Genomic DNA, 14,998 nt, shown 5'->3' with positions numbered 1-14,998 from the left:
GCTAGCAATGTTCTGGAAAAAAACGATGCTCTTGTTTCTGGCCGTCCTGCTATTAGTGGGGACTGGAAACGCAGGGGTAGGATTGGCTGCCGATGAAATCAGCCGACTCGTTCTGTCCAAGAACGAGGTAACATTGGAAAATGGAGATTCTACCAAGCTGACGGCTACCGCTGTTTACGTGAGCGGAAAAACGGAAGACGTCACCGTCAAGACAGAATGGACCACGCAAAATGCGGATGTAGCCTCTGTATATGCGGGGCAGATTACAGCCAAATCGGTAGGGAAATCTACCGTAACGGCTACGTACATGGGTAAGCCTGTTGTAGTAGGTGTAACCGTAACGAAAAAGGTAAAGGCACTGACAACAGAAGATCAAACGTTGAACGTACGGATCGGCAACACGGAAAACGTAAAGCTGACAGCTGTATACAGCGATGGAACAACAGAAGACGTAACAACTCAATCAGACTGGTCCATCGATAATCCAGCGATTGCGACTGTAGTCAACGGTGCAATCAAAGGTTTGAATTCAGGAACTGGTACCGTGACAGCGAAGTTTGGCAGCCAGACGACAACGATCTCTGTTAATGTCGAGATCGCCCACAGATTGGAGCCTAACAAAAACCAGGTTTCACTCTTGCTGAACGGCGAAGAAACAATCAAGCTCAAGGCCATTTTCCCGGATGGAAGTGTAACGGAGGATGTCTCCGACAAGGCTGAATGGTCTTCAGACAATACGGCTGTAGCCGATGCGCTCAAAGGAACGATCAAGGCTTATGGCGCAGGTACAGCAACCATTACTGCGAAGTATGGAACCAAAACAGCGACGATCAAAGTCGATGTGGATACAACGCAAAAGCTAGAACTCAACAAGCAAAACATTTTCATGAATGTGGGCAAGGAAGAAGACATCGAGCTGAAAGCAACTTATGCCAATGGCGGCGGTTCCACAGTGGTGAACGATAAGGCCGAATGGTCCTCCGATCGAGAGGATGTTGCGTACTACAGCAACGGGAAAATCCATGCGGTGAAGTCCGGTGAAGCTGTGATTACTGCCAAGTACGGAAACAAATCCGTACAGGTACGTGTAGATGTAGAAGTACCTCGTTCCATATATATCACTCCAGCTTTCCTGACGATGAAAAGCGGATCAACGAAAGACGTAGTTGTAAACGCATCTTTCGCAAACGGAACAAGTGAAGATATCACTTCAAAAGTAGAGTGGTCTTCGGATAATCAAGATGTCGTATTTGCAAGCGGCAAGACCGTATCCGCCTACAAGGCTGGAACGGCGAATGTAACCGCTAAATACGGCGGAAAAACAGCGACACTGGTTGTCGATGTAGATGTACCGCAAAACTTGTCCGCAGATATCACGACAGTAGCGATACCAGTGGGCGGCGCGAAGCAAGTGAAGGTAACGGCTTCGTATCCAGATGGAAGCACTCCTGCTGAAGATGTCACACAAAAAGTCGTTTGGTCATCCAGTGCTCCTAACGTAGCAAGCGTGCGTCAAGGCTTGATCACTGGGGTGTCAACAGGTGCAGCGACCGTGACAGCTACATACGGATCACGTACAGTGAACATTTCCGTATCGGTTGGCGTTATGCAGACATTGACGGTAGACAAGAAAAAGATCGTGCTTGGCAATGGCAAGTCCGAAACCGTTAAGCTGACGGCAGCTTACGCAGATGGAACGACCAAGGATGTAACAGATACAGCGACATGGAGCACAGCTTCTGCTGCTGTAGCAGAGGTAATGAACGGGAAGATCACAGCGACTGGAGCAGGGAAAACGACTGTAACAGGTACCTTCGATGGCAAATCGGTTACGATTTCGGTAGAAGTAGACCAAGCGACGAATCTCTCCGTTGATCCTCGACTGCTGATCCTGAACGTCAACGAATCAAAAGAGATCAAGCTGAACGCAACAGACTCCGCTGGCAATTCGGACAATGTGACCAGCGATGCAGAATGGTCCTCGTCCTCGGTTAAAGTAGCGGATGTGGTAAACGGCCGCGTAACAGGTCTCTCAAACGGACGTGCGACGATCACTGCGAAATACGGCGGCAAATCGATCAGCATCCCGGTAGAAGTCGGAATCGTGAGCAAGCTGGAAGCAAACAAGCGCTTTGTATCTACGAAGTCGAACAGCAACGTACAAGTAACCTTGACCGCTACCTTCTCCGATGGCCGCACAATGGATGTTACCTCCATGGCTGACTGGAAGACGAGCAACTACAAGGTAGCAGACGTAACCAAAGGCCTCATTACAGGACGTGCCTACGGAAAAGCAACGATTACAGCTAGATACAACGACAAGAGCGTATCCATCCCAGTCGATGTTGATACATTGAAATACTTGAAGACAGATGTCGTCCAGCTCGTGATGAGCAAGGGCGAAGTGAAACAAGTGAACGTCATCGCTACGTATGCAGATGGCTCAGAGCAAAATGTCACCAAGCCAGCTCTCTGGACCACATCTCGTCTGTTGGTTGCCGATGTGAAGGACGGCGTCATCAAGGCGACGGGTTCTGGTAAAGCGACGATTTATGTACAATACGGTGGGAAGAAGACACCGATTGTGGTGACGGTGAGATAGTAGATTGATAGGGAAAAGAGGGAAGCCAACCGGTGGAGATCGGTTGGCTTTTTTCGTGGGTTTTTTCAGCTGGGACGGGGATTTATCAAGTTTGTGAAAATAAAAAAAGTCACCTTGTATAAGTGACTTGTGCGATCTATATTATGGTGGAGCCAAGGGGGATCGAACCCCTGACCTCTTGACTGCCAGTCAAGCACTCTCCCAGCTGAGCTATGGCCCCATTAATATTTAAATACTAACATATGCTGGATAGATAGTCAATAATAAAATATTTACTAATGAGTATATGGAGTCTACTGACCAGCAATTCTTTCATATAATTGGTAGTATAATCGCATGTGGAGCGCATTTTAATCGGTTCCTAATAGATAAGAAACCGATTAAATTTTACCCCTTTTTTTGGAATTTCATTGTCCTTTGCTTTGCCCATCTTATACATTTCACTTCAATAAAATGATACGATACGATAGAAAACAATATTGTCGTTGTAACACATAAGAGGAACAGCAAAGAGGTTGGAATTTTTGCATACAAAAGTTTAAATAGTACCATCATAATTGGAAAATGACATAAATAGATACTATATGAAATTTCCCCTACGTATACAAATACACTCTTATTTAAAATTGCTTTTACTTTTAGGTTACTCATAGCCATTATAATAAGTATGCTAACACCAATGACAACGCCCCAATCTTTTAATAGAAAATACGTATCACTACGAGAAATCGCCAAAATTCCAGTTGAGTATAGATATAGAATGACTCCTAATGTGATAAGAAGTCTTCTTTTCCATTTTTTCATATTTCTATATAAACGGACAAGTTCTTCCTGATGCTTAAAAAGTACCATTCCGACCATAAATATAGATGTGAAATGCAGTGTATCAGCATAACCATTATAAAATCCCTCAGCTTTTCCAATATGCAATATATTAAGGAAAATACTAATGAAAGAAAAGCTCATGGCAAACAGTATTGTTTTCTTCCAACTTTGTTTATAAAAAAGAAGGAATAACAAAGGAAACACGATAGATATACGCATTTCTTGAGCCAATGACCAGATAACCGGGTTGTAATTATCCGTAAAAAAGTTATTGAGAAGCACAAGGTGATTGATAATATCTAATGTTGTGATAGGTCCTTGCCACTTATCATAGAACCAATCTCGTAGTCCCGTAACTTCATATGGCGAAAACAAAATAAATAACGCAAAGGTGATGAATATCCAGAAATAATAAGGGATATATATTCTTACAAATCGCTTAATTAAATAGCCCCAATAATTTGTTTTTGAATGATAAATGGCCATAGATAAGACAAAACCACTGAGTACATAAAAAATGATTACAGCTTCTCCACCAGCCCATAAAAATCTAAGGGGTGAAAATTTAATAGAATCAGGCAAGGATGGTATCATTAAACAAAAATGTCCTATCACCACTGTAATAGCCGCCAATCCTCGTATTGAATCTAATTCTTTAATTCTATTACTCATAGATGACTCTCCTTGTAAACTTTGTTGTTGATAAATGCTACTATACTAGTAGGGCGGCATACTTATGTGTATCTTCTGAAGGGGATTTTCATATTTAGGGAAATCATACAATCATAATAGAAAGGAAAAAGAAACTTTATTTAAAGATTCTTTAAAAATTTCATTTCAAAATTATTACGATTTATAGCATAGATAAACATATTTACGTGTTAGTAACTGCTTTCCTTGACTTGTAGGATGGGGACGGATTGGGGACGAGCTTCACTCGGAACCTCAAAAACTCACTCGGACGAAAACGGATGCGAACAAGAAAAACCCTTGATATTCAAGGGTTTTTAAGATTGGCTTGTTTTCACAAATTCATCAAACTGCGAAACGCTTTTATTTTCCCTCTGCTTACGGGAATATCCGTCTGGCTGTCGTCGTTCATCTTGATCAAGTACGTGTTATTAAACCAAGGGATGATTTCTTTAATATGCTTCACGTTCAAAATATAGTTTCGATGACTTCTAAAGAAAGAGCGGGATCGGTTCAAAATCTCCTCCAGCTCATTTAAGGACAAGTCGCACTTGTCGATACTCTCTTTTGTCGCAACATATAAATCTTTCTCCCGCACAAACGCAAAGTAAATCTGTCCTACAGGGATCGGGATGATTTTGTTGGTCTTCCGGATGCAGACATGTTCTTCCATCGGGGGAACCGTCGCGATGCGGTCATTCATGGCCGATCGGTTCCTCAGTGTCCTCACTTTTTGGATCACATCGTCCAATTTCGATTCTATGATCGGTTTGGTCAAATACCCCACAGCCAGCGTGGAAAAGGCCTCCAGAGCGTGTTCATGATAGGCAGTCGAAAAAACGATCAATGGGGGATAGGACATCTGATTCAATGTTTTGGCAAATTCAAGCCCATTCATCCCAGGCATCTGAATATCAAGCATAAGCAAATCAGGCTTGGAATTGATAATATGAGGCAATGCTTCAAGCGGATTTGTATAGATTGCGTCCACCTGAATATCGATATATTTTTTCAGCAAATATTCCAATTCGGAACAAATGGCTGGCTCGTCATCGATGATGATCGTTTTCAGGAGCATCTGGATGCACTTCCTTTTCAAATACGGATAACGGAGCGACAAAGGATACTACTGTTCCCAAACCAGGCTGGCTGTGAATCGTGAGGCCATATTTTTTGCCATAGATCGATTGCAGCCGTGAATGGACATTGACAAGGCCGATCCCTTTCGATTGGCTGTTCCAGATATCGGCCAAACGCTCTTCACTGATTCCAACTCCATTGTCTTCAATACTGATTTTGACTTCATGGTCGTACGGTTCCACTCGAATCGTGAGCAGACAGTCGCTAATTTTGGGGAAAAGTCCATGGTGAATGGCATTTTCCACGATCGGCTGCAAAGTCAGGACAGGCAATTTGCGGGTCAGCAGGGATTCGTCGATCTCCATGTTCACCTTTAAACGGTTGCTAAATCTGACCTTCTCGATTTCCAAGTACGACTTGATTCCGTCGAGTTCTTCCTGCAAGCTGTGATGATTTCCCTTGCTTTTTAAATTGCGCCTGAAGATGTCACTTAAATGACCGATCAAGTTTCTCGCCTGATCAGGGTCTGTACGACAATAGGACATAATCGTCCCCAAGGTGTTGAACAGAAAATGCGGATTAATTTGTGCTTGTAGGGCGCTCACTTCAGCCTGCTTCCGCATTGTCGATTGATGCTCGATCTCTGCCAGTTCAATTTGGACCGACAGCAGCTTAGCGAGGCCGTCCACTAACTTCTCGTTGGTCTGGGACGTCTTGGAGGAAGAGGTTTTATAGTAGAATTGCAACGTCCCGATTTTCTGGTTTTGATGATACAACGACGCGGCACTGATCGATTTGAGGCGAGGCGGACGAGGAAGAGCAAAATCTTTGTCGCACCATACCCCTGTAGGGTGGGTCAAAACAGCCTCCGCTACTTGTGCGCACAGCGTCTCTTTCTGCAAATGATTCTCCAGTTCGTGGCCTTTTGCACTGAGCAGCTTTTCGCGGTCGGTAATAGCGACTGCATCCACCCTGGCCATTTCACGGATCAGTTCAGCGGTTTTTTTCGCAGAATGTTCATTTAGCCCCGTCCGCAGATGAGGCAACGTCTGGCTTGCAATCGACAAGGCCAGGTCTGCCCCCAATGCGCCGGACTGGTCTTGCATCATTTTGAGATTTTGGAAAACGCGCGTGAACAGCAGTAGTCCTGCAATGGTCATAATGGTGGTCGGGATCGCGATTTTTACTTCCAGTTCGAGTGCCGCAGAAAAAGGCTTGGCCATGAGAAGCACCAAAACTTTTTGAATGAGCTCGGCTGCAACGCCAATTAGTACGATATGCTGCCATTTCAGACGCAGCATATTCATTTTCGTACTGACGATCCCGGCCAAGTAGCCGTTCATTACGGTCGAGATGGCACAGGCGAATGCGGTAAATCCGCCTATCGAATAGCGATGAATACCTCCAATAAGGCCAGCAAAAAAACCGACGACAGGCCCCCCGATCAACCCGCCCGCGACGGCACCGACAATGCGCGTATTGGCGAGTGCGTCATCGACCCGTAGCCCGTTCTCCGTTCCGATTACCGACAGGAACCCGAACAGCGTAGAGAGGATCACGATCCGCATCCAGTTGTTTTTCCCGTACATGATGTTCCGAAAGTAATCCAGTTGGCCGATGATAAGGGCGATGACTGCGATTACAGAGATGTTTTCAAGCAGTCCCAGAAGCATAGTGATTGTCATAACAGCCGCCTCCCTATGGAAAAGGGTAGCCCGATCCGGTCGAAAAATCAATGTAACTCAACTGGGTTTTTCGGCAGCTCGGATGCCGTTTTTGCACATCTGGAAGTATTCAATAGATTCTAGCAAAACAAATAACTTAGAATAAAAACAGTTCTTCGAGAATCCATTCAGGTAAATATGTAACCCCTTTCAAAGCGAACGATGCCGTCTCGAGATTAGTATTGTTTCATTTGAAAGCGGTTAAACTATCCCAATTGCGAATGGATTCGGGTCAATCATAAGGAGGGGGCAGCAATGAAGCCATCGAGTGATCGTGAAAATACGCGGCGAATCACAAGCAACATCTTTAAAGGTTCACTGGGGAACCTGATTGAGTGGTATGACTGGTATGTCTATGCAGCTTTTGCGGTGTATTTCTCATCTCAGTTTTTTCCAAAAGGGGACGCTACCAGCCAGTTGCTAAATACAGCCGCTGTTTTTGCTATCGGATTTTTAATGAGACCGATCGGGAGCCTGCTCCTAGGTCGATACGCTGACCGTCATGGGCGCCGTGCCGCGTTGACACTGTCTGTTACCATCATGGCAGGTGGTTCTCTGGTGATTGCAGTAACACCAAACTATGAAACCATCGGCGTGTTTGCACCTATTATTCTCGTTCTTGCCCGCCTGCTCCAAGGGCTTTCGCTTGGCGGGGAATACGGAACATCTGCAACGTACCTGTCCGAGATGGCTGCGAGTGGTCGCCGAGGCTTCTATTCTAGCTTCCAGTACGTCACGCTGATCAGTGGACAATTGCTGGCGTTGGGTGTGCAAATTATCCTGCAGCAAATACTCCCGGAAGAAGCCATGATGGCCTGGGGCTGGCGAATTCCTTTCATCATCGGAGCATTTGGCGCAGTAGCCGTGTTGTGGCTGCGCCGCAGTATGGACGAATCGGAGCAGTATACCAAAATGGAGTCGAAAAACAAGGAGAAGGCGGGTACGCTTCGAGAGCTGATGAAGCATCCGAAGGCGGTGCTGGCAGTTGTCGGCCTTACGCTCGGGGGAACCATCGCCTTTAACACCTACACGACCTATTTGCAAAAATTCATGGTGATTACGGTAGGAATGCCGAAAGAAGTAGTTAGCTGGATTAACTTTACCGCATTGCTCGTATTCGTCGTCTTGCAGCCGCTTGCCGGTATGCTGTCCGACCGGATTGGACGGCGACCGCTGTTGATTGGTTTCGGTGTTCTTGGAACATTGTGGACCGTACCGATGTTTTTGCTCCTGGAACAAACCACTAGCCCATATGTCGCTTTCTTGCTGATGCTGTCTGGTCTTATCATTGTTACTGGCTATACGTCCATCAACGCAATCGTGAAAGCCGAGATGTTTCCTACCGCCATTCGCGCTCTGGGTGTAGGCTTTCCGTATGGCGTGACTGTTGCGATCTTTGGGGGAACAGCGGAATTCATCGCACTATGGTTTAAAAGTATCGGGAACGAGTCTCTCTTCTATTACTATGTAGCAGCTTGTATTGCCATAAGCCTTCTCGTTTACTGGCGTATGGACGAGTCTTCGAAAAACTCTAAGATCGAAGCTGAGCTGAATACAGCAAAGGACTAGATGGAAGAATAGAAGGGCAACGAAAAACGGCAGAGATGCCGTTTTTTTGCATGTACCGTTTCAAAATTCCCGGATAAAGCGAACAAAAAAATCGCCCAAGAGAATTTATGTCTCCTGAGCGATTTTTCGATTTTTACCCTTGCCCCACAATCTTCTTCAAGCGTCCCACCAGCGGGATGACAATAACTGCTGCTACAACCACCTGCAAAACGTTCCCCGGAATGGAGCCAAACGGCTGAATCCAGTTCCCGTAAAGAATAACCTCAACAAAGTAGTAGCCCACGATCTTAATCACCAATGCTGCCGCAACTGCGAGTGCGTACACAAATACCCGATTGCCAGGCACCTTTTCGGCGATGAGGCCAGCTACATAGCCCATTGCACCTACGATTACGAAGGTAAACGGCGCCCATGCCGTCCAACCAGAGATAAGGTCAAAGAGGCCCATACCAAAAGCTCCTGCGATGGCTCCTGTTTTTCTGCCATACACAAAGGCAGCGATTAAAAGAGGCACGTTCCCGAGATGAATGAGGCCACCGTTACCCATGATCGGGAGTCTTAGGTTAATAAACATGGTGGCTGCGAGAGTAAAAGCGATAAATAGTGCATTGATAACGAGGGTTTTCGTCTTTGTTGCTTTTCTTGATGAAAAAGTAGAATCCATTTGATAGCCTCTTTCTTATTATTTTTACTATTATCATACTCAGAATCAGCTACATAATAAATACACTTTGCACGATTTATTTGTCTAGGTAAATCATTCCAAGGAGGATGCTCCATAGCCGAAGAACTGACGTTTTCAAACACTTAATCCAGATCTCTAGCCCAACTAACTAACTCTTCATCTTCGAAATTATGTGGATTCTTGTAAATATTAGAGTAATAGTACTCTGCTTCTAGTACGTCTCGAATTTTATTGAACGTATGATTGGTTGCATCAAATCCATTACTGATTGGAGCAGTAAACGCGAGTGAACCATTATGAAATCCATCTAGAGAGCCTGAAAGTTCTTTTTTGACGATAGATTCAACTGCTTCTATCTTTTCTTTGCTAGGCTGCTCTTTGTAAATTTGAATACAGAAATTTCCACCATGCTCGATTAAATCAAAATCTCCGTTGGGATGGAGTTTTATGGTATCTCCTTTCGCAAGGCCTAGAGCTAGCCCTGGAGATGCGCATAATTTGAATGTTTGATCGCTTAGGTATTCTGCAGGAAGCTCTTCTAAAACTGTTCCCTGTGAACTTGTGCCAGCAAAAACCTTAATCAATGTTAATTTATCTTCCATACGATGCTCCACACCTATCTCTTTATTTGTATGATCTATCATCAGGATGCCGTCTTCTATTACCATTTGTTTCTTTATTTTACCATATCAATTTCAATAAAAATAACTGCCCGCTCTTCGGATTTCGGGAAAAGAGATCCGCTGATCATGGCCTGTGATAAAATATGGCTGTAAAAAAGGACCCATACATCTTGGACAGGAAGCAGGTGCAAAGACAGTGACAGATTTGGATAAACTAGCCGAAGTATTTGCTAGTGGTTCCTCTGAGATAGTAGGTACCTACCGTTTATTCATCCAGCCGAACAGTGTATTGCGTGAATTCAGGACGGTATGGCACGGTTTTCTTTTTACCATTCGCGGAGCAGCCAGAATGTGTGTGAATGGAACTGTCTACGAATTACATCCAGGAACCGTATTTCATGCGGCGCCAGACATGCTGCTGGACACGCGAGTCATTGGCGATTCAGAGTTCGAGTACTATTTGCTTACGTATCGATTGGACAACATACGTGATGGAGCTAGCGTCCACGAATGCGACGCACATTTCATGCTGGAACCGAGAGCTAATCCAAGAGTGACCGAATTGCTGATGCTGCTTCATCAGAGTGCCCACACCGTTGACGGAATCGGGAAGCTTCGTAGCAAGGAATTATTCCTGGGGATCATGCATCAAGTTCTGGTGGGGTGCAGGCTTCGAGAGAGTGAGAGTTCTCCTAGTAAAATGGTGATACAGCAAGCCATTGCTTACATAAACGGACATTATATGAATTCACTGACGCTCGATGAATTGGCAGAGTTGCATGGAATGAGTCCCAAGAGCTTCTCGTACTTCTTTCACAAATATACGGGAGTTCGTCCAATCGATTATGTCATCCAGTACCGTATGGAGCAAGCGAGCGAATTACTTCTAGCAGGCAATTATTCCATCCGTGATGTAGCCTTCAGTGTGGGGTACGATAATCCGCTATATTTCAGTAGAGTTTTTAAAAAGAAATTCGGGGTTTCTCCTTCTGCTTACACAAGTCAATGAGAGCTCCTTTCGTCGCCAGTTTCAATAATGATGCATATCGCATTAGGGATATGTGTATTTGCATTTGTGCCAGACCTTGCTACACTAATCGTTGATAATGAGAATCGTTATTATTATTCGTGTAGGAAAGGTAGAGAAAAATGACGGAAGACAAACAATTGTGCATCGGATTGTCCTTAAACGCAACCTGGATGAAAGGGGAAGGCTGGCGGCGTCCAGACAGCGGTGTGGAAAAAATGGGCTCTATCGACTATTACATGGATCTGGCTAAAATGGCTGAGAAGGCAAAGCTCGATTTTCTTTTCAGGGCGGATTATTTGTGTGTCCACCCGCAGACGCTAGGTGATGCCGCTCATTTCGGGAGTCCTGATCCTACGATGATATTCGCAGCGATTGCCAGGGAAACCGAGCGGATCGGACTGGTTACGACGATTTCTACGACGTTTAATCCGCCGTATGTTGTTGCCAGACAGCTTCAATCTTTGCATTGGCTAAGCAATGGTCGCGCTGGCTGGAATATTGTCACATCTATTGAAGGCGCGGAAAATTTCGGTGATTCCCCTATGCCTTCTCCCCAAGAAAGATATGCGAAAGCAGCGGAATTTACGGAGGTCATAAAAAAGCTGTGGGACAGTTTTCCGTCCGAAGCAATTGTGATGGACCGTGAGACAGGCATGTTTTCTGATAGGGAGAAGGTTACCGCCATTGATCATTCGGGTGAGTTTTTCAGTGTTAAGGGGCCGCTTACGTTGCCTGCCCATCCATCTGGCTCCATTCCCTTCTTTCAAGCAGGAGCGTCGGATACGGGACGGAGCTTTGCTGCTAAAGTAGCGGATGCGATCTTTGCGGCGATGCCAGACCTTGAATCAGGAGTGGAATTGCGAAGCGACTTGAGAAGAAGAGCCGAGGAACAGGGGCGTAGTCCGGACGCGATCAAAGTTTTGCCTGGATTATATTTTTTCTTGGCCGATACCCGTGAGGAAGCGCATGGGTTACATAAAGAAGCACACGCGCATTTGAGTTTGGAACGCAGACATGCATCGCTTCAATCCGTACTGGGCCTTGATTTGCGCAGCTTTACTCTGGATCATCCCGTAACTGTCGATATGCTCCCTGATCCGAATCAGCCAGTGCGCAGCCGTACACACGCTGATCTGTTGCGCCGGTATATCATCAATCATCAGCCTACAGTAGAAGAGGTGTTGGCAAGGCCAGAGGTTGTCGGGTCTGCTCACTGGGTTTCCATTGGGACGGTTGAGGACGTGTTGAACGATATCATGGAGCGGTTTGAGGCTGGAGCTATGGACGGGTTTATTGCCCTTCCAGGCGGTTCAGAAAAATCGATGGAACTATTTTTTGAAAAGCTGATGCCGCAATTGGTTGAAAGAGGCTTATTCAGAAGCGAATATGCGGGTGTCACCTTGCGCGAGCATTTAAGGATTGGATAAGCCGCTTGAAAAGGGGTTCAGGAGAAAAAGGGAGAAAAAATCGTGATTTCTGGGGCGATGAAAGCGATGGAAGATGCAGGAATCCTCGGCGTTCATCCAGTAGGGGCAAGTTTTTGGAAAGTGTGCAAAAGCACCTCGATAAGTAAGGCAACAGGAAAAACTCAAGCTGAAAGAGGGCTTGAGTTTTTGTTTTGTCACTCTGGTTCACCGTACGCTTAGGCTAGCCTCTCCCCAAGCTGGTTCACTTTCTCCAGCCACTTCTTGCGCTTTTCATCCGCGGAGGCATTCACTCCACTGATTTCCGTAACCTTCACAGGCTTGATCCCGCAAAACTTCAAAATGTTGCGTTTCATCACGAGATGTCCGGCTCGCCAGTAGATCAATCGATTGTACCAAGATGGGGTATCCATGGTCACAAGTACATGTGCGGTTTTGCCCGTTAACAGCTTATCCCAGAGTGACGAACCCTCCCGATATTTATAGGCGAATCCGGGTAATAAGACACGATCGAAAAATCCCTTCAAGATAGCAGGCATCGTGCCCCACCAAGTCGGATAGACAATAACCAGATGATCCGCCCAACGGATGAGGTCCTGCGCTTCTTTTAAGTCATCCTCCAGCTCCGTTCTTTTCCGATATCCGTACTTCAAATTTGGGTCGAAAGAGATTTGGCTCAAATCAATGGTGCGAATTTGTGCTGCTTTGCCTTTAGCTCCTTTCATATAGGCGTGCGCCAACGCAGAGCAATAGCTCTCGGGATCTGGATGTCCGATGATAACGAGAATGTTCATTTTCATACCCCCTGTTGAGTTGATTCCATAACGGACAGATCGTGGTAAACTGAACTGTATTCAGCATATCGTGTGGAATGGAACAGATGAATGATCGAAAGCGCATAAATGTTGTGGATTCACGCAAAGGAGGTTCCGTACTTGGAAAATGCGCATGGGTTTGCTATTTCGATGGTGTATCCGATTATGAAAACAATTACTCACAAGAAGCTTGATTTTGAGCGTTTTTGTGATCATGTTTCTTTCGACGGTGCTTTGTTGCAGGATGTGGAGGCTCGCATTGACGAAGCGGAGCTTGAGCGCTTGATGAAAGAAGCTGCCATATACACGCAGGATGATCATTTCGGACTGCTTCAAGGACAGTTAACCGATATTGCCGATCTGGGCATTCTTGGCTATGTCATGATGCATTCGGAAAAAATCGTCGATGCATTGAAGGCTTATCAGCGGTATCACGTGATCCTTTGCAGCGGGTACGAGCTGGATTGGGAAGAGCGGGGGAACGATGTTTTCCTGCGGTTTCATAGACAAAGTCCTGGGAGCGTTTCTCGACATTGCATGGAGGATATGGTCAGCTCCTTGTACCACTTGATCGTCCGTATGAGTCATCGGTCTATTCCGTTACAGGCGATACAATTCACACACGACGCTACGGCCGATATCGCACCTTATTTGAATTTGTTCGGAATGGAGCCTCAATTTGGTGGAGCAGAAAATGGGCTCTTGGTAGGCAAAGAAGTTTTGCAATACCCGATTCTGTATTCAGATGTCCGGCTGCGTAAAGCTTTTGAACCAATCGCGGAAGAAATTAGAGAGAAGCTGATCAGAGGACGGGAATTTTCGGACCGTGTGTTTCAATGGATGGTGGGATGTATGCCTGCGGCTTTTCCGACCTTACAGCAGACTGCCGCTGCTTTTCATATGAGTACGAGATCCCTGCAAGCGAAACTAAAGGCAGAGGACACTTCCTATCATGAATTGTCCACGAATGTTCGCAAAGAAATGGCGATGGGGTATTTACAGCAAGCGGAGCATTCCATTGGAGAGATTGCATATTTGCTACATTTTTCAGATCCAAGCGCCTTTCAAAATGCTTTCAAGAAATGGACGGGGTTGACACCGGGGCAATATCGGATCAGTCGCCAAGCACTTGCCATGTAACGTTAGGATGGAACACGCTGAGTAAGCGTGTTTTTTTGTGTTGTCGAACCTATTCGTTTGACAAACTGGAAAATAATTGTGTACACTTTTTTTATTCCGACCGTACAGTATAAATAAACGAGGTAAGATCATGCCCAAATTAGGAATGGAACCAAAGCGCCGAGCAGATGTCATCAATGCGACCCTAACGTGTATTAGCAATCACGGGATTGATGGCATGACACTAGATAAGGTGGCGGACTATGCGGATTGCTCAAAAGGTGTCGTCACGTATTATTTTAAGAATAAGGATAATTTGACGAGTGAAGCCTTTCAGGCATTCTTGGCCTATTATGGCTTGAAAATCGAATCTGACATTGAGAACACCATGACCGCCCAGGAAATGATGGACGTTACGCTGAAGCATATCTTGCCGCCATACGTGAACGACAAGGAAAAAGGGATCAATGTTTCGCAGCTGGATGGCATCGCTGAGATGTATATCCCGCATGAAGATCAAGCAAGACTCTTTGTACAATTCTTCTCCAAAGCCGCATTGGACCCCAAGCTCCAAGAAGTGGTTGCGAAGAGTTATACGAGAGATTTGCAGGGCATCACCAAGATTTTTGGTTACGGGAATCAAACCGGGCTTATGTCCGTAGAGGATTCGCAAAGCGCTGCCTACGGACTCATGGCGATGGTTGTGGGTTTGAGCTTTTTTCGAGTGGCGAGCGTTCAGCCAGCAAACGGCGAAGACAACCGATATATTTGTGAGGATTATGTGAGGCAGATTACCAGTAGAAGATGAGGAG

13 protein-coding genes and 1 tRNA gene are annotated in these 14,998 nt (G+C 45.6%); 7 read left to right on the top strand and 7 right to left on the bottom strand.

Translation table 11 applies throughout. The features are described from left to right. Positions 1–7 precede the first annotated feature (7 nt). Positions 8–2,602, top strand: coding sequence for an Ig-like domain-containing protein (locus HP398_RS15920; protein WP_017250781.1), 2,595 nt, complete (start codon positions 8–10; stop codon positions 2,600–2,602). A gap of 144 nt (positions 2,603–2,746) precedes the next feature. Here the strand turns inward: HP398_RS15920 and HP398_RS15915 are convergent. The 4 genes from HP398_RS15915 to HP398_RS15900 all read right to left on the bottom strand — a co-directional run bounded on the left by HP398_RS15915 (position 2,747) and on the right by HP398_RS15900 (position 6,882). Then, a tRNA-Ala gene (locus HP398_RS15915) sits at positions 2,747–2,822 on the bottom strand. A gap of 167 nt (positions 2,823–2,989) precedes the next feature. After that, a complete protein-coding gene (locus tag HP398_RS15910) occupies positions 2,990–4,099 on the bottom strand; it encodes an acyltransferase family protein (RefSeq protein WP_173623092.1) in 1,110 nt (369 codons plus the stop codon). Between the two features lie 352 nt (positions 4,100–4,451). Next, on the bottom strand, positions 4,452–5,195 hold the full coding sequence (locus HP398_RS15905; RefSeq protein ID WP_017250783.1) for a LytR/AlgR family response regulator transcription factor: 744 nt from the start codon (positions 5,193–5,195) through the stop codon (positions 4,452–4,454). Next, positions 5,167–6,882 carry a LytS/YhcK type 5TM receptor domain-containing protein gene (locus tag HP398_RS15900; protein WP_017250784.1) on the bottom strand — a complete coding sequence of 572 codons (1,716 nt, stop codon included), beginning with the start codon at positions 6,880–6,882 and terminating at the stop codon, positions 5,167–5,169. Before HP398_RS15900 ends, HP398_RS15905 begins: the two co-directional genes overlap by 29 nt. A 294-nt stretch (positions 6,883–7,176) precedes the next feature. On the opposite strand from HP398_RS15900, the gene HP398_RS15895 reads away from it, so the two are divergent. Continuing rightward, a complete protein-coding gene (locus tag HP398_RS15895) occupies positions 7,177–8,490 on the top strand; it encodes an MFS transporter (protein WP_173623090.1) in 1,314 nt (437 codons plus the stop codon). Between the two features lie 133 nt (positions 8,491–8,623). Here HP398_RS15895 and HP398_RS15890 read toward each other — a convergent pair whose 3' ends face one another. Then, positions 8,624–9,154, bottom strand: a complete 531-nt coding sequence (locus HP398_RS15890; RefSeq protein WP_069845969.1) for an ECF transporter S component — start codon at positions 9,152–9,154, stop codon at positions 8,624–8,626. Between the two features lie 143 nt (positions 9,155–9,297). After that, positions 9,298–9,819 carry a DUF4265 domain-containing protein gene (locus HP398_RS15885; protein WP_017250794.1) on the bottom strand — a complete coding sequence of 174 codons (522 nt, stop codon included), beginning with the start codon at positions 9,817–9,819 and terminating at the stop codon, positions 9,298–9,300. Between the two features lie 175 nt (positions 9,820–9,994). Here HP398_RS15885 and HP398_RS15880 point away from each other — a divergent pair, with 175 nt between their 5' ends. The 3 genes from HP398_RS15880 (at position 9,995) to HP398_RS15870 (ending at position 12,474) form a co-directional block, all read left to right on the top strand. Then, on the top strand, positions 9,995–10,807 hold the full coding sequence (locus HP398_RS15880) for a helix-turn-helix transcriptional regulator (protein ID WP_173623089.1): 813 nt from the start codon (positions 9,995–9,997) through the stop codon (positions 10,805–10,807). Positions 10,808–10,947: 140 nt separating this feature from the next. Next, complete coding sequence (locus tag HP398_RS15875; protein WP_173623087.1) at positions 10,948–12,255, top strand: NtaA/DmoA family FMN-dependent monooxygenase; 1,308 nt, start codon at positions 10,948–10,950, stop codon at positions 12,253–12,255. A gap of 57 nt (positions 12,256–12,312) precedes the next feature. Next, positions 12,313–12,474, top strand: coding sequence for a hypothetical protein (locus HP398_RS15870; RefSeq protein WP_173623086.1), 162 nt, complete (start codon positions 12,313–12,315; stop codon positions 12,472–12,474). Here HP398_RS15870 and HP398_RS15865 read toward each other — a convergent pair. Beyond that, the gene (locus tag HP398_RS15865) at positions 12,471–13,046 is read right to left on the bottom strand and encodes an NAD(P)H-dependent oxidoreductase (RefSeq protein ID WP_173623085.1); all 576 of its coding nucleotides are present in this window, start codon (positions 13,044–13,046) and stop codon (positions 12,471–12,473) included. The genes HP398_RS15870 and HP398_RS15865 overlap by 4 nt on opposite strands. Before the next feature lie 141 nt (positions 13,047–13,187). On the opposite strand from HP398_RS15865, the gene HP398_RS15860 reads away from it, so the two are divergent. Continuing rightward, positions 13,188–14,207: an AraC family transcriptional regulator gene (locus HP398_RS15860; protein ID WP_173623084.1), complete on the top strand. Its 1,020-nt coding sequence runs from the start codon at positions 13,188–13,190 to the stop codon at positions 14,205–14,207. Positions 14,208–14,337: 130 nt separating this feature from the next. After that, positions 14,338–14,994 (top strand): TetR/AcrR family transcriptional regulator, encoded by a 657-nt coding sequence (locus HP398_RS15855; protein WP_173623083.1) that lies wholly within the window; start codon positions 14,338–14,340, stop codon positions 14,992–14,994. Positions 14,995–14,998 lie beyond the last annotated feature (4 nt).

The organism is Brevibacillus sp. HB1.4B, assembly GCF_013284285.1.
GTDB lineage: Bacteria > Bacillota > Bacilli > Brevibacillales > Brevibacillaceae > Brevibacillus > Brevibacillus porteri.
This window is presented reverse-complemented; position numbering and strand designations above follow the sequence as displayed.

Coding starts and splice junctions, on each gene's coding strand:
- HP398_RS15920 (WP_017250781.1), top strand. CDS start 8: ATGTTCTGGAAAAAAACGATGCTCTTGTTTCTGGCCGTCCTGCTATTA.
- HP398_RS15910 (WP_173623092.1), bottom strand. CDS start 4,099: ATGAGTAATAGAATTAAAGAATTAGATTCAATACGAGGATTGGCGGCT.
- HP398_RS15905 (WP_017250783.1), bottom strand. CDS start 5,195: ATGCTCCTGAAAACGATCATCATCGATGACGAGCCAGCCATTTGTTCC.
- HP398_RS15900 (WP_017250784.1), bottom strand. CDS start 6,882: ATGACAATCACTATGCTTCTGGGACTGCTTGAAAACATCTCTGTAATC.
- HP398_RS15895 (WP_173623090.1), top strand. CDS start 7,177: ATGAAGCCATCGAGTGATCGTGAAAATACGCGGCGAATCACAAGCAAC.
- HP398_RS15890 (WP_069845969.1), bottom strand. CDS start 9,154: ATGGATTCTACTTTTTCATCAAGAAAAGCAACAAAGACGAAAACCCTC.
- HP398_RS15885 (WP_017250794.1), bottom strand. CDS start 9,819: ATGATAGATCATACAAATAAAGAGATAGGTGTGGAGCATCGTATGGAA.
- HP398_RS15875 (WP_173623087.1), top strand. CDS start 10,948: ATGACGGAAGACAAACAATTGTGCATCGGATTGTCCTTAAACGCAACC.
- HP398_RS15870 (WP_173623086.1), top strand. CDS start 12,313: ATGAAAGCGATGGAAGATGCAGGAATCCTCGGCGTTCATCCAGTAGGG.
- HP398_RS15865 (WP_173623085.1), bottom strand. CDS start 13,046: ATGAACATTCTCGTTATCATCGGACATCCAGATCCCGAGAGCTATTGC.
- HP398_RS15855 (WP_173623083.1), top strand. CDS start 14,338: ATGCCCAAATTAGGAATGGAACCAAAGCGCCGAGCAGATGTCATCAAT.